This is a genomic window from Klebsiella sp. GW_Kp181 (assembly GCF_040062315.1).
Taxonomy (GTDB): domain Bacteria; phylum Pseudomonadota; class Gammaproteobacteria; order Enterobacterales; family Enterobacteriaceae; genus Klebsiella; species Klebsiella oxytoca.
On record NZ_JBEAFR010000048.1, the window covers coordinates 13762 to 28263 of the forward strand.

Here is a 14502-nt window from a genome sequence, read left to right on the forward strand (position 1 = left end):
GGTAAAAAACGGCACTATGGGGATTGGCTTGTGTTTATAGGTATCGTTAGCCTGTTTCCAGAAATGTTCCGCGCAATTACCGATTACGGGGTAACTGGCCGGGCAGTAAAAAATGGCCTGCTGAGCATCCAGAGCTGGAGTCCTCGAGATTTCGCTCATGACCGGCACCGTACCGTGGACGATCGTCCTTACGGCGGCGGACCGGGGATGCTAATGATGGTGCAACCTTTGCGGGATGCGATTCATGCAGCAAAAGCCGCGGCAGGTGAAGGCGCAAAGGTGATTTATCTTTCACCTCAGGGGCGCAAGCTTGATCAAGCTGGCGTCAGCGAACTGGCAACAAATCAGAAGCTGATTTTGGTGTGCGGTCGCTACGAAGGCGTAGATGAGCGCGTAATTCAGACCGAAATTGATGAAGAATGGTCAATCGGCGATTACGTTCTCAGCGGTGGTGAGCTACCGGCAATGACGCTGATTGATTCCGTTTCCCGGTTTATTCCGGGGGTTCTGGGTCATGAAGCTTCGGCAATCGAAGATTCGTTTGCTGAAGGATTGCTGGATTGCCCGCACTATACGCGCCCTGAAGTGTTAGAAGGTATGGAAGTACCGCCGGTATTGCTGTCGGGAAACCATGCGGAGATACGTCGCTGGCGTCTGAAGCAGTCGCTGGGCCGAACCTGGCTTAGAAGACCTGAACTTTTGGAAAACCTGGCTCTGACTGAAGAGCAAGCAAGGTTGCTGGCGGAGTTCAAAAAGGAACTCGCGCAACAGCAACATAAACATGATGGGATGGCGTAAGCCCCCAATATCAGTTTACCCAGGATAAGAGATTAAATTATGAGCAACATTATTAAGCAACTTGAACAAGAACAGATGAAGCAGGACGTACCTTCCTTCCGTCCGGGTGATACCGTGGAAGTGAAAGTATGGGTTGTTGAAGGTTCCAAAAAACGTCTGCAGGCATTCGAGGGCGTGGTTATCGCTATTCGTAACCGCGGTCTGCACTCTGCATTCACTGTTCGCAAAATTTCCAACGGCGAAGGCGTTGAGCGTGTCTTCCAGACTCACTCTCCGGTAGTTGACAGCATTTCTGTCAAACGTCGTGGTGCTGTACGTAAAGCTAAACTGTACTACCTGCGTGAGCGTACCGGTAAGTCTGCTCGTATCAAAGAGCGTCTTAACTAATAAACGCATCACGCTACATCCAAAGCGTGTTATAAAACAAGGGGTTAGCGTAATGCTAGCCCCTTTTTTATTGATGTTGTCCACGGAGTGTCCACGTAGAATTGCTGAATGCCCACAATGACCACTTTGCACAGATAATAAAAAACCTGCCGGAGCAGGTTAGAGCCATAGTTGATGTTGCTGATATTTTGAGGGGTGGGGCGGAGCTGGGTCTATTTCTCCAGGCTTAACGATAAAGCGAGCTAAAGTTTCATGAGTAACAAATGTGCAACCACAATTTATGTTTTGGCACTGATGATAGCGCTCTTTTGTTTCCGTGCTCAGGTATCGGCTGGACCGAGCGTGTGCGGCATCCTGGCATAGTGGACAATGCATCATGATTTTTAATCCCCCTATCTCGCAGTCATTGAGGTGGATAATAGCCCTGAAACTTACATTTGCAAGTTAATGTTTGCATTTTTATATTTCCTTCGCCTCATACTCTACATCCGACAATCTCACCTCAAGCTCTAGGCTCGTCGTAAAGCCGCCATTGCTCAGAGAGTGCATCACCTTAGTAATTGTCCACGATTGCTCGTCTATGACGCGCTTAAAGCCTGAAACCTGTACTGGTGTCTCCGGGTAGAGGTCTGCTCGCCCCGTCGCCAGCCGGATAGAAAACTCAGCAACACCACGTTGCAGTTTGTCCCATTTGGCCTGTGCGGCTCGCATGGCCTGCGCTTTGGTTGAAAAAATTGTAGTCAGGGCAAACACGTTGTCATCCTCGCCGACCATGTATTCACCCTCCCTGGCTTCCGGCGTCTTCACCGTCTTTTTCTTCGTTACCGGTTTGGCTTTGGGGTGCTGTAGCGCGCGTAAATGCTGCTCTTTGGGTTTGCGTTTTAACGCAACCTTTTGTTTTTGTGGCTTCGGGTCTTTGGTGTGCAACCACTTTGCCGTAACGCCGGTATATGCCCCACGGTCAGCAATGGAAAACTGATGGCGGTCGCCATCGCTGCGGGTGATCGTGACCTGCGGAATGGCTTTTCCGCTGGCTGTAACCCCACGACCGGCTTTGAGGAAAAGTAACTTTCCCGCTTTTACCGAAACCTCACCGCCGTTTCGTTCGGCGAGCCGTGTCAAAAATTTGGCATCCGATTCCTGTGACTGGTCGATATGCGGAATTTTTATTCCGGCCAGCTCCGGTATAACGCTCGACACCAGTTTGTTACGTGTCGCTATCGCTGCCACGATTTCGCCGAGCGTCTTGTCATGCCAGGACTCTTCCCGACGTGAGTTAAGCGTCCCCCGAAAATCGGCGCTACGGGCGCGGATTGTCACCGTATCCGGCGCGCCATGATGTTCAACCTCATCAACGGTAAAACTTCCCTTACCAATCAACGCAAAGCCTTTCCACCCGAGGTAAAGCGTCAGTACGGCACCGCGTAACGGCAGCTCGACCAGCCCGTCAGCATCATCAAGCTCGATGTCGAGCTGGTCGGCTTCGAATCCGCGATTGTCTGTCATGGTCAGGCTCATCAACCGATTACTGATGTTGCCGGTAATATCTTTGCTGTCGAGCATCAGCATAAAATCGGGCGTCAGTACTCCACCCGCATTCAGGTTCAGCATATCGAGCATCAGCTAATCCCCACCATGCCAGCCACTGACGAGGCCATATTTCCCGCCTTGCCAATCAGTGATTTTGCCTGTTCGCCGATATCGCCATACAGCGCCGCAAGGGATTCATCCACGCGGGTGAGGGTCAGCGTAAAATCAATTTTGCGCGGCGTTCCGTCAGCAAAAAACAGGCTTCCTGTCTCGCTGATATTATTGATGACGTACATACCGTAAATCGTGCCGGTGCCATCCAGTAACGGCCAGGCGCGCCCCTCGTCAGCCATTAAACGAATGGCCGTCATCGTCAACTTTCCGCCGGTGAGCTCCGGGTAAAGCACACCGGCTAGGGTAATTTTTTCATCCCCCGGCCCCAGATACTGGAAAGAATCCCGCTTACCAACGCGGGAGTTTGACGGCCACCGATATTCGGCATCGCGTTGCATCGTCTGGTGTGGCAACGTCTGGCGCATAAAAACAAACATACCGAGTGCGAGCATCATTTTTCGTCACCTCCTATCCGTCGTGGTTCATGCTGGCACGCTGGCGGGCGCGTTTTTCACGCTCAAATTTTTCAAGCGCATCCTGTAGCTGGCGATCGAGCTGCGTACCGCTGCCGCCCCCCTGAACGTCGATGTGATATTCGTTTTTACTTTGGTCTATATAAGAACGTCCCGCCGGTGCGGTGACGGGTTGATATGCCTGATAGCCACCGTAAGTGCCGGTTGCCGGAATATAAGAGTTACCCTGCGTGGCTGCGTTCGCTTTTGCGGCAGTCTGGTCAAGCGTGCTGGACTCTTTATTAATAATGCCGAGTTTCTCAAGCACCCAATCAATACCGCTGCGCAGCTTATTAAATGCCGTCAGCGGCAGCGTTAAGGCATCCGCCAGCCGTTGACCGAACAACACACCGGCATCACGAAAACTGTTTAAGGTTTCCTGCGATGACTTGACCGGCGCAATCAGGTTGTTAAACCAGTCCCACGCGGCTTTCAGTTTTCCGCCCAGCCAGTCAAACATCGGTTTAAGCGGCGCAAACAGTTCAGCTACTGGCGCAAATGCGACCCGCATCCCTTCAATCACTCCGCCGAAAAATGCGCTGATGGGCTCCCAATATTTACGGATGAGCAATGCCCCGGCGACAATCGCAGCCACAACAGCGACAACCGGCCAGGAAATCGCACCAATAGCGGTAATGATGCCTCCGGCCACCGTTGTAAATACGGTACCGAGCGCCGTCGCAGCGGCGATGATGGCATTGACTCCCGTTATAACCGGCCAGGCAATCAGCCCAATGGCCCCAATCATACCCACCACGCCAAGCGCCACGGCGGTAATCACCCCCAGCGTCTGCGCGAGCTCTTTATTTCGCTGGATCCACTTATCAAGTTTGAGCACATAGCCGGTCGCAGTCTGCACCAGTGTGCGTAATGAGGATTCCTGCTGGTCAAACAGGTCGGTGCCAACAGCCTCATACGCAGACTGAAACTCTTTGAAGTCGCCGCCGAGGTTATCCTGCATGACTTTAACCAGCTCCTCGGTCTTTCCGTCCGAGGCTTTAAATGCCGCTGTCAGCTTATCGAGTTTCCCGCTGGCCGCAGCGTCTAACAGGGCATTAGACGATTTCAGCGCTTCCTCGCCGAATATCGTTTTCAGGTATTCGCCTGTCTGACTTGTTCCGAGCTTATTCTTTTTAAAACTGGTCTGGATTTCTTTCAGAATGGTAAATACGGGCCGCATGTTGCCCTCGCTATCTGCCGTCTTAACCCCCAGCTCTTTTAATGCCGCCCATGCCTTTCCTGTTGGGGCCTGTAACCGGCTGACGACAGCGCTGCTCCCGGTACCGGCCATCGATCCCGTGATATTGTTATCATGAAGCACACCCGTCATGGCGGCGGCCTCTTCGAGGCTTACTCCCGCAGCTTTGGCAACTGGGGCCAGATAGGTTAAGGCGTCGCTTAATCCCTGAAAATCGGCCGCTGATTTATTCATCGTTGCTGAAAGCACATCGCCGATATGGGCTACCCGGTCATTTGAAAGCTGGAAAGCGTTTTTGGTACCGAGCAAAAGCTGCGCGTTCTCTTCCATCGTCCGCCGGTTAGCGAGCGCCATATTCAGCGTGACGGGGGTCGCAGCCTGAATTGCCGCCGCATCGCCGCCCGCTTTCGCGATGATAATCTGAGCTCCGGCTGCATCATCGGCAGAGGCGGCAGTATTGTCGCCGAGCTGTCGGGCCTGCTTTCGCAGCGCCATCATTTCGGCAGATTCTTTCGCCACGCCGAGCACGGCCTGTAACTCGGCGTTTTTCTGCGCAAAATCATAGCCTGGCTTCATCAGAGCCACACCGGCCAGCGTGCCAGTCGTCGCCATACCAACACCGGTGGCCCCCATTGCTGCCGCGTTTCCGGCCAGCTCCTTACCCGCCTGATATCGCTGCTTAACCGCGTTGAGTTTTGCCTGTTGCGCGCTGACGCGCGCCAGTGCTTCACGCTGGCGATTGAGCTGCACCGTCGTTTCGCTGATGCTGGTTTTTAACCGGCGCTCGTCTGCCGCCAGGGTGCGTGTATTGATTCCCGCCTGGCTGAGCTCTTGTCTCTGGCGTTGTACAGCCTGCCGCAAGCTGTTGTGTTTGAGCTGGAGCGCTGCGGCGCTTTTACGTGCGGCATCCATTGCCTGCGCCTGCGCGCGCGTCGGCTGTTCCGTATTTTTAAACTGGATCGCCAGCGCGGCGGCTTCCTGCTTCGCTTTCTTCAGCTCCTGACCGGTAACGGCGAGTTGCGCGCTTGCCTTGCGAAACCCGTCAATACGGGATGCCTGGCCATTCAGTTCACGCAGTGATTTTTGAGTGTCCCGGATATCACCAGACAGCGTTTTGCTCGCTGTCTGGATGGTTTTAAACGGGCGGGTCGCCTGGTCAACAGCCTTGAGTAATACCTGCAATTTAACGTCGTTACTCATTCGTGTTTCCGCTTCGCTGTAGCGCCTTTTCGCGCCAGGTGGTGAGCTCGGTCAGGCTCATGGGATATAACTCTGATGGCGGCCAGTGAAAAATCACCGCGATATCCGCCATCAGGTCATCGACCGACATATCTTTCGGAAAATTTAATCCGCCAAATTCGGCGACAAAAAACCGATCACCTTTGTTGCCAGCGCCATCAGGTCGGGTAAATCCATCATGACGACATCCGATTCGGTAAGAGACGGACTGGTCATACGCGGCAGCACTTTAATCAGGGCATCCACTTCAGAGCGCGCAACGTCGGCCAGGCTGACACCGCGCAGGGTTCCGGCGTTGGGCTTCATCAGGGTGATTTTTTCGATGACCTGCTCGCCGCGTTTGATGGGGTTTTCCAGGGTGACGATGTTTTCTTTGCTCATGAGTTTCTCACTGTTTACGGATTCGTGGTTAACCGGCCAGACGTGCTGGCCGGGGAAAAATTACAGGCCGATATTGCGGCGGTGCTGGTCGAGTCGGTCGACGCCGTTCACCTTCTCAATCATGTTGAGGACGTCGATTTCTACCAGCTCTTTACCGTTCATGGTCAGCTTGTAGTACGTGCAGACCAGCGATAATTTGCTGCTGGTATCCTCGCCCTGTTTGCTCTCGCCGTTATCGACTTCCTTCACCTTGAAACGGGTCTCAACTTCCACCGCCACGGTTTCGCCGGTATCGTCCCGCTGGTAAGAGCCTGCATAGCGCAGCAGCGTCCCGGTACCGACGGCACCATAAAGCGACCAGATCGCATCATCAGGGAAGCCGCCGAGGGAAATCTCCATCGCCAGCGCGTCATCGTCGAGGCCGAAATCGACAGGGGCCGAGCCTGACATCCCGCCGCCCCGGTAGTTTTCCAGCTTACGGGTCAGCTTTGGCAGGGTGACGGACTCGATAACGCCGAGATAGCTGACGCCATCCAGAAACGTATTCAGGTATTTGAGCTTGCGCGGCATTGCCATTGGTCAGGGCTCCTTAATTGCTGTTAACCGATGACACCAGATTCGCCAGGTATTTATCGGTAATGCGCTGGCGTAGCGTCAGGTTTTCGAGAGGGGGAACCGGCGTATAGTCGTAATCGATATACAGTTTCCCGGCTTTGAGGGTCGCCGCGTCGTTAGCCGATTCATCAAACCAGCATGTCGCATCGACGATATAGCCCGCCGTTTTCATCTCGCGGAATTTCGCATTGATACCCGCAACGATGTCTTTAATCAGCGTGGCAGTGATCGGCTTGTCGACCGCCCACATGTGACCAGCGGCCATTGTGTCAGCGATAACCTGCGCGGTGCGGGTGTAGTTCTCGAACAGGAACAGCGGGTCATCGGAGCAGCAGCGGTTGCCCCAGAAGCGGAAACCGTCTTTACGAATGAGCGTGGTGACGCCAGCCTCGTTAAGCAGGTCGGCATCGGTGCCGGATTCCTGCAAATCCCAGAAGACCGACGCGCTGATGCCGGTGACGCCATTCACGCCAACGTTTGACAGCGTTTTATGCCAGCCGGTGTCCTGGTCGATTTTGGCGCGCAGTCCCAGCGCGCGGGCGGTCGCCCAGGCTGTTTCGGTCGCGTTCGCCGTGGTATCCCATGCCAGAAAATCCGGCCAGATAACCATCAGCTCACGTTGGCTGAAATTCTCGCGATAAAGCATCGCCTCGGAAATGTTCTGGCAATCCCAGGCGCTGATATAACCAAAGGCACGCAGCTTCTGGCAAATCGGCGCGAGCGCTGTCGCAACCTCAAGGGAATCGAGGCCCGGCACGCCAAGGATGCGCGGTTTAACGCCGGTGACAGCCTCCGCTGTGAGCAGCGCTTTCAGCCCGGTGTAATTGCCGCTTTCGTCAGTGCCGCCGATGATATTAGAGATAGTCTGCGCCTCGGCATCGTCGCCGGTACCTTCGGCAACGCGCACAACGACAATGACCGGTTTCGACTGGTCGGCGATTGCCTGGAGGGATGCGGCAAGGGTGCCTTTTGTACCCGCTTTCGCAATGGCGCTTTGCACGCTGGTAATCAGTACGGGCTTATTGAGTGGGAAGGTGGCGGCATCGGCATCGCTGGCCGTGCAGACCATGCCGATAATCGCCGTTGATACGGTGGAAATGACGCGGGTGCCGTCGTTAATCTCGACAACCTGGACGCCGTGATGAAAATCGCTCATCCGTTTAACTCCGTGGTTAAGGGTGAGCATTATTTTCAATCGTGGGGGAAGGGGTGACGAGTCATCCCCGCTGTAACAGGGACGGTACAACAGGAATGACCGTCACAGGGTCAGGCGACGCGGCTCCAGCACATCAACAGGGTGTGCGCTTCCACCACGCTGAACGATTTACCTTCGCCGAGGTTGGCGGTTTTTCCGCTTGTCGAGTGTTTGTGCGCCGGTACCGTGACTTCGTGCTCGTGCTCTCCGGCGTCATCGGTCACACCCAGCTCTTTCGGGTTAAAGAGCTGCCGCACATCACCGCCTATTTCCCACGGGTCATCCTTACCGGCCACACCACCATGATTGTGTTTACCGTTTTTCGTGGTTGTCAGTTTTTGCTCTATCTGCTCGCTGGTTTCACCGCTCACATCAATCTTAACGGCGGGCAGGTTGGCCTGCTGTAGCGTGACGGTATCGCTGCCGCCGGTCTCGCCGACGTTCGAACCATCCGCTTTGCCGACGCGGATCGTTTTATTTTCCCCGGTGTACAGCCATTGCGACCAGGGCCACTTCTCATTCGGGTTGACGTTCTGATTAAAAAATCGCGTCGTCCCCACGGGGTTATCTTCTTCCCAAAAATCACGCTTTGCCGCTGTAATGGCGTCGGTAATAGCTTGCTGAATGTCAGTATCAAGCTGGCCTACGATCTGGTCGGCATAATCCTTTGCCTCACTTTTTGCGCGGCTCACCTCTGCAACGGTAGCCAGAATAACCGCCGGGTCCGCTTTAATCGTCACATCGCTGGTTTTGCTGACGGCAATCCACATATTAACTGACTGTAATCGCCCGGCCCCCTCCGCAAGCAGCGGCTTATAGGTCGGAGCCATATTCGCAACGGCAAGGCAAATTCCCTCATCATCATAGAGCGCCGCTTCGCGTAGCCAGAATCCCCCCACCTGCGGCATCATGATCATTTCAACGCGGATGACGTTAGCAGCCTGGTCAGCGATGACAACACGATTCACCGGGGCGCGATATCTTTCATTGACCAGATTATCAATGAGTGATGGCTCAGACAATTCACCTCCGCCATCACCAACAGCCATCTCACTAAAGTTCACCGGCTCCCCAGATAATGCCGCTGCCGCAATTCTCTGCTCACCGGCGCTGGTAAGTCGTGCATAAAAGAGTTTTCTCATAACTCCCAGACCCCTTACGTCATTGTTAAATCGAAAACCCGATTGATGCCGCGTACGCTTTCGATTGAGCATACTGGGCCTGATATTCAGCCAGAGTCAGCTGATGGTCGTAAAATAAAACCTCCAGTAATTCCATACCTGAGTACGGCACAGCTGGCGTGCTCGGATCTTCCCAGCACAGCAGGTTAAAATCCACGCCTGTTTTTCGGGTGGCCAGCGTTCCTGATGCGGTATTCAGAACACCTGCCTGTAGCGAGTCGCTGTTTTTAGGGTAATACATATGCGCAGACAAATTAGCGCCACTGGTATCGGCGCCTATAAACGCAAATTCTGTTCTGCGGGCCAATGGATCTGCCGGGCCAGTCGCCACAGATAACAGCGTTGACGCCTTTACATTTGCGCCTACAAGCGCGTTACAGCGCGACAGAGCCGCCGATACGTTACTGGCACCGACAATCCCGAACCCCGTTCCGAGTGTGGAAGTTTGCTGCATCAGATTGCTGACCGGATAGCCATATGTTGACGCGGGCGCTACGGTATCAACGTCAACCGGGTGACGGTACACGGCGAGTATTGACCTCTCCAGCCCATCGGGGACTGAAGTTTTAAACCCGTTCAGCATATCGCCGATAAAAGACAGCTCAGTAACAACCGGCTCACCGACTGCCGTTAATGTGTGCCCGTTTCCGCTGATATCGGTAAGGCCAGATTGTCCAGGCCTCCAGCCTGCAATCAGCCCGGGAATAGTTTTAAACGGAACGTAAATCGGTTTTAAACCGCTGCCGGTAATTTCGACATCTAACGAACGAAAAACAGTAGCCATATTGCTCACCCAATAATATTTAACCAGTTGTGAAGTGCACGCGTTGTTCCGGCACCGTCGGTGTAGTGATATCCGTTGAGGTCTCCCTGGCTGTCGCGGACATTCCCTCGCGGGCCAGAGACTCGACCGTTACCCGCAGCGTCGCCAGTCCGTCCCCAGCCGTAAGAGATAAACTCCCCGTCCGCCAGTGGACGGGTTGTAATAATTCGGATTCGGTCCTGCCCGACGATTGAAACAGATGAAATAATATCAATCATCACATTAGAGGCGCTGCGGATATCAAATCCCATATTGGGCGCAGCGGTGACCCAGGCGGTATCGAATACCACGGGTTTAACCGGAACGTTTAGCAAGAGATCATTAATAACCCCTTGCCTGAACTCATTGATAACGTCAAGGCGATGCATGCCGCGTTCTCTGTCATTCAGGTCATCCTGCAATAATTTGTAAATAAGGATGCCGTGGTAATACGCCCACATTTGATACGAGTAATTGACAGCGTGAATATGATCAGCGTTGTAATCCATAATATAGCCGGGCGCACTGAGCCATGATTTACCCTGTAATGCTGCATCACGTTGGGCCAGCGCAATCGTGGGAACAGACTTGTTATAAGCCCTGTGCGCACTCAGCTGATAGCTGATAAATAACGGCTCAAATTGTTGCCCGGTTATTGCCATTTTATCCGCAGCGGAGTCATCCCGGTATTGCAGAAGACGCTCCAGATACACCGCCCGAGTAGTTGATGCACTGTAATCTGACTCGCCCTGCATAAAAACCGCCGCCAGTTCAGCATGGGTCAGGCCCTGCGCAGCACAAAGTCGAACCGTGTTTGATACGTGATCAAGCATGCGCTGATAAGGGACAGTGCCTTTCATCAGGTTCTCAATAGGCTGACCGCCTTTTCCTGGCGCAGAAGAAAAGAAAAAACTGCCCAGTTCGCCAAAATCAAGCCCCGATTCCTGCATCAGCAATTCGGTAAGCTTATCGGTCATGCCGGTGCAGGGGGTTTCACCGCCAGGGTATGTGCCCTCTACCGGTGTATAGTCTTTTTCAACCAGCGGCACCATCGTGTCAGTATCGGTGGTATCGGAGTTATTATTTTTGCTGAATCCCTTATTTGCGTAGCGCTGAATAATTGACAGAGCATGGTTGTTGGTCAGGTTTGTGGCCAGCCCCAAAGAAAGCGACTGCCCATCAGATCGCACCCCCATACTGTCACACATCCTGATCCTGACAGATTTGGCAACTGGAGTAACCCCGCCCCCCATCACTGGAATGTCCTGTCCTGACGATGCTGCGAATTTTGGGTCAGCGGCATAAGGGATATAGTTTTTATCCGTCCAGACAATTCCAGCAGGCCCCGGAATCTGGAATATTTCCACATTACCTATAATGACCCCGCCGTTTTTTGACAGGCGAAAAAATTCGGTTGTCATGTCCCGGCTATGAAAAGCAGCCAGCGCAAGGTCATCCGTAATAATTTTCACCTTTAAATTCGCAAGCCCTACATCTCCATTTTCATTACCGTATACCGGCGAGTGCCCTTCTTTATCAAGAAAACCACCGACAATCCTCAACCCTTCCTCGTCAAACATTCTCGGTACGCGTAATACCTCAGAGGTCCTGTCGTCAACTTCCCGCACCACAACTGCGGCGGTTTCTACTGCCTTCGCAGTGGGGTATGCCTTAAGCTTGCCATCTTTATCAACAACTGGCGTTGCAGTACCTGCGGCATTTTTCCCCTCTATCGCCCAGATCTCATCGCTATCAGAACGATAAGAGAAAGGGGCGTCCAGTGGAATTTTTCCGGCATCTATTGCGGCCTGTGCGGTGGCTAAATCAGAGAAGGGTAATTCTCCAGATTTAATCATATTGTTATATGCATCTAGTTGCTCTTTCAGATATTGCGTGCGGTTAGCCAGTTGCTGAGCCTGAATATTAGCCGCACCATCTCTCCCGCCTTCAACCTTTTGTTGGCGGGCAAGCATACTAATATTATTTTCCCATTGTGGTTTTTCACTAATATTCATTTGCTGTCACCTGAAAAATGATAATTCCCGTCGTAATGGGCTTGCCCGTCGTAATAAATACTTTCATCCGGGGTATAGCCAGCCGGATAAATCGTTATTTCTTCCCCGTCTAATATTGCACACCCAACATTTGCAATGCCTTTAGTGCTCACCGATAGCGTTAGCTGTGATATATGGCGGCTCACGGGTTTTGCATCGCCAATAATCCTCTCAAGCTCCTTAATCATTGCCTCAGTGATACCAATGTCATTGAGGTCAATCTCAAGGCGGAATGTCCCTGCGGGGTCAGCTACCGTCCACCATTCCTGGAGCGTCATGCTATAGCCCAGCGTTTCAATCACGCGCCGCACGGCGGCGACGGTTCCCTTGCGTTGGTGGATCCAGAAAGCATCACTGACCGCCTGGCGTTTCTCTGTTTCCGACCAGGTTTCTTCCCAGCGGTCGACAGAAAACGCCCACGCCAGATACGGCAGAAATTTTACGGGGCATCGCCAGGGGTTCCACAAATCACGCAGAGGCACAGATAAATCACTGATGACGGCACACGCGGCGGCGGCTCGCTGTTCCAGCACCGACGACCCGGTCGCCATCAGCGAATTACTCATCGGAGCCCCCGATCACGACACTGGTTTCGGTGCAGTATGCGGCCTGGGTTTTATCGAGCACGACGTCAGCCAGTGGCTCGCGCAGTTCGACGCGCTGGACACCCTGCACATGCAGCGCGGCATAGATGGCAGACATGCGAATATCCCGACCGAGGCGGCGCTGCTCTGTGATATAAGCGGTTAACTGCGCTTTCGCGGCGGCAAGAATGGGCTCGGTCGCCGGGCCGGGGTAGACGAACAACACCGCATTGACCGCATAACTGACAATTTCGGCCGAGACGACTGTCAGGCGATCACCCACCGGGCGCACGCTCTCATCATTCAGCGCGGTACTGACGGCCAGCAGTAAATCATCCGACGCGGTGCCGTCACCTTCCCGCGACAGCACCGCGATAGTGACCTCAGCCGGGGCCGGGCTGTTCGCCGAGGCATCCGCGACACGACCATCGGCGCTCAGGGCATGAAATTCATAGGCACCGGTTGGCCCGGCGACACTCATGCCCTCAAACGCGGCCGGTACACGCTGGCGTAAATCACTGTCGGATTCCATGACCGCCGCCACCGGCGGGATTTGGGTATCGTCTCCGGGGGTGATGACCAGGCGCTCAACGTTATTGTTTGCCGCGAGCTGTTCGAGGTCGTTTTTGATGGCGTAGGCCACCATGCCCGCTTTTGCCGCCTCGTTGATACGCTGGCGTAAAATCACCTCCCGGTAGGCATTCTCTTCCAGATATTTCACCAGTGGATCTGATTCCAGTGTCAGCGTCCTGGCGATCGCTTCCTGCTCGTCTTCCGGGTACAGTGAAATGAGCGTCGCTTTGCGCTCGGCGAGGATGGCTTCAAAATCCAGTGTTTCCACCACATCAGGCGCGGGGAGCTGGCTCAGGTCGATAACTGCCATAGGTTCAACTCACAGGGATGGTTAAGGAAAGGCTCTCGCCGGTATCGGTGATTTGTCCGGTCACGTCGACGACCATCTGCCCGTTAAACTGCCGCGCTGTGGTGATGCTGGTCAGCCTGACGCGCGGCTCCCACTTCAGGATCGCCATGTAGCACGCGGCCATAATTTGCAGCTCAAGCGCCGGTGTCTGAGGCTGGTCAATCATCTGCGACAACAGCGAGCCATATTCACGACGCATGACGCGGGAGCCGACGGGCGTGCGCAGAATATCCCCAATGCTCTGGCTGATATGGTCAACGTCTGAAATGCTTTCACCGGTCGAGCGGTTCATGCCGATATAACGCGCCGTCATTGGGTGCCCTCCGTCCATTCATCGCCACGCCTGATACCGCCGTGGCCGTGTTTATCCACCTGAACACCGTTGGAAGTGAAAGCGCCGCCGCTGTGCTCGATATCACCGGACATCTTGCCGCCTTGCTTCACCTCCAGCGTGCCGGTCGTCAGCTTGTTGGTGCAGACCACCTCCGGCGTATCGAGGGTGACGCGCGTCGATGCTTTTACCAGCACCACCGGCACGCTGACGGCAACCGAATCGGATGCGGTCACATCGGCAGTTTTAATGCCGGTGACGGTCAGCGCGCCGGTTTCCGGCTCATAACTCATGACAGCACCATCAGGAAACTCGACGAGCCAGGCATCCGCTGAGGCCGATGGCACGGGGTTATCGTCGGAATAAATACCCGGCAGCACAAAAGCGGTATCGAGCTCACCGCCCACGGCCAGAATCATCACCTGCTCACCAATTGAGGGAGCCCACCAGGTGCGCGAGCGCCCGGCGCGATGAGTTAACCACTGGAGCCAGTCGGTATAAATGCCGCCGGTCTGCACGCGACAGCGCCCGGCATCGAGGTCAGTTTCGACGACGATGCCGGTGCGGATCATGTTGCGTATCGCCCGGGCAAGTTCCTGGATAGATGCGAGAGTTTTCATAGGGGAAAGGATGCCGCCAGAGAGTTCTGTCGGCAATTT

General features: G+C 54.2%; 17 protein-coding genes. 2 read left to right on the forward strand and 15 right to left on the reverse strand.

The genetic code is table 11. The annotated features are described in order from the left end of the window. Positions 1-30 precede the first annotated feature (30 nt). On the forward strand, positions 31-798 hold the full coding sequence (gene trmD, locus ABLV11_RS09745) for a tRNA (guanosine(37)-N1)-methyltransferase TrmD (RefSeq protein ID WP_004104636.1): 768 nt from the start codon (positions 31-33) through the stop codon (positions 796-798). 39 nt (positions 799-837) lie between these two features. Then, the gene (gene rplS, locus ABLV11_RS09750; protein ID WP_004104634.1) at positions 838-1185 is read left to right on the forward strand and encodes a 50S ribosomal protein L19; all 348 of its coding nucleotides are present in this window, start codon (positions 838-840) and stop codon (positions 1183-1185) included. A gap of 159 nt (positions 1186-1344) precedes the next feature. Here the strand turns inward: rplS and ABLV11_RS09755 are convergent, their stop codons facing one another. From ABLV11_RS09755 to ABLV11_RS09825, 15 genes are all read right to left on the reverse strand, one after another. Next, positions 1345-1563 carry a DNA-binding transcriptional regulator gene (locus ABLV11_RS09755; RefSeq protein WP_071839001.1) on the reverse strand — a complete coding sequence of 73 codons (219 nt, stop codon included), beginning with the start codon at positions 1561-1563 and terminating at the stop codon, positions 1345-1347. A gap of 81 nt (positions 1564-1644) precedes the next feature. Continuing rightward, positions 1645-2805 carry a phage late control D family protein gene (locus ABLV11_RS09760; RefSeq protein WP_064165080.1) on the reverse strand — a complete coding sequence of 387 codons (1161 nt, stop codon included), beginning with the start codon at positions 2803-2805 and terminating at the stop codon, positions 1645-1647. Beyond that, entirely contained in the window at positions 2805-3284 is a 480-nt protein-coding gene (locus ABLV11_RS09765) for a phage tail protein (protein WP_064165081.1), read from the reverse strand. The genes ABLV11_RS09760 and ABLV11_RS09765 overlap by 1 nt, the downstream gene beginning before the upstream one ends. Before the next feature lie 13 nt (positions 3285-3297). Next, complete coding sequence (locus ABLV11_RS09770) at positions 3298-5739, reverse strand: phage tail tape measure protein (RefSeq protein WP_148422225.1); 2442 nt, start codon at positions 5737-5739, stop codon at positions 3298-3300. Next, complete coding sequence (locus ABLV11_RS09775) at positions 5732-5851, reverse strand: GpE family phage tail protein (protein WP_014343413.1); 120 nt, start codon at positions 5849-5851, stop codon at positions 5732-5734. Before ABLV11_RS09775 ends, ABLV11_RS09770 begins: the two co-directional genes overlap by 8 nt. 32 nt (positions 5852-5883) lie before the next feature. Next, positions 5884-6159 (reverse strand): phage tail assembly protein, encoded by a 276-nt coding sequence (locus tag ABLV11_RS09780; protein ID WP_004195711.1) that lies wholly within the window; start codon positions 6157-6159, stop codon positions 5884-5886. A gap of 60 nt (positions 6160-6219) precedes the next feature. Beyond that, positions 6220-6735, reverse strand: coding sequence for a phage major tail tube protein (locus tag ABLV11_RS09785; RefSeq protein ID WP_014343412.1), 516 nt, complete (start codon positions 6733-6735; stop codon positions 6220-6222). Positions 6736-6748: 13 nt separating this feature from the next. Next, positions 6749-7930: a phage tail sheath protein gene (locus ABLV11_RS09790; protein WP_004195732.1), complete on the reverse strand. Its 1182-nt coding sequence runs from the start codon at positions 7928-7930 to the stop codon at positions 6749-6751. Between the two features lie 110 nt (positions 7931-8040). Continuing rightward, positions 8041-9111, reverse strand: a complete 1071-nt coding sequence (locus ABLV11_RS09795; RefSeq protein ID WP_348855292.1) for a phage tail protein — start codon at positions 9109-9111, stop codon at positions 8041-8043. Between the two features lie 25 nt (positions 9112-9136). Further along, entirely contained in the window at positions 9137-9934 is a 798-nt protein-coding gene (locus ABLV11_RS09800) for a hypothetical protein (protein ID WP_348855293.1), read from the reverse strand. Between the two features lie 5 nt (positions 9935-9939). Then, complete coding sequence (locus ABLV11_RS09805; protein WP_348855294.1) at positions 9940-11967, reverse strand: hypothetical protein; 2028 nt, start codon at positions 11965-11967, stop codon at positions 9940-9942. Further along, positions 11964-12557 (reverse strand): phage tail protein I, encoded by a 594-nt coding sequence (locus ABLV11_RS09810; protein WP_115193883.1) that lies wholly within the window; start codon positions 12555-12557, stop codon positions 11964-11966. Before ABLV11_RS09810 ends, ABLV11_RS09805 begins: the two co-directional genes overlap by 4 nt. A 7-nt stretch (positions 12558-12564) precedes the next feature. Next, positions 12565-13473, reverse strand: a complete 909-nt coding sequence (locus ABLV11_RS09815) for a baseplate assembly protein (protein ID WP_125337215.1) — start codon at positions 13471-13473, stop codon at positions 12565-12567. A gap of 4 nt (positions 13474-13477) precedes the next feature. Continuing rightward, a complete protein-coding gene (locus tag ABLV11_RS09820; protein ID WP_060579309.1) occupies positions 13478-13825 on the reverse strand; it encodes a GPW/gp25 family protein in 348 nt (115 codons plus the stop codon). Beyond that, complete coding sequence (locus ABLV11_RS09825) at positions 13822-14463, reverse strand: phage baseplate assembly protein V (RefSeq protein ID WP_348855295.1); 642 nt, start codon at positions 14461-14463, stop codon at positions 13822-13824. The genes ABLV11_RS09820 and ABLV11_RS09825 overlap by 4 nt, the downstream gene beginning before the upstream one ends. Positions 14464-14502: the final 39 nt, after the last annotated feature.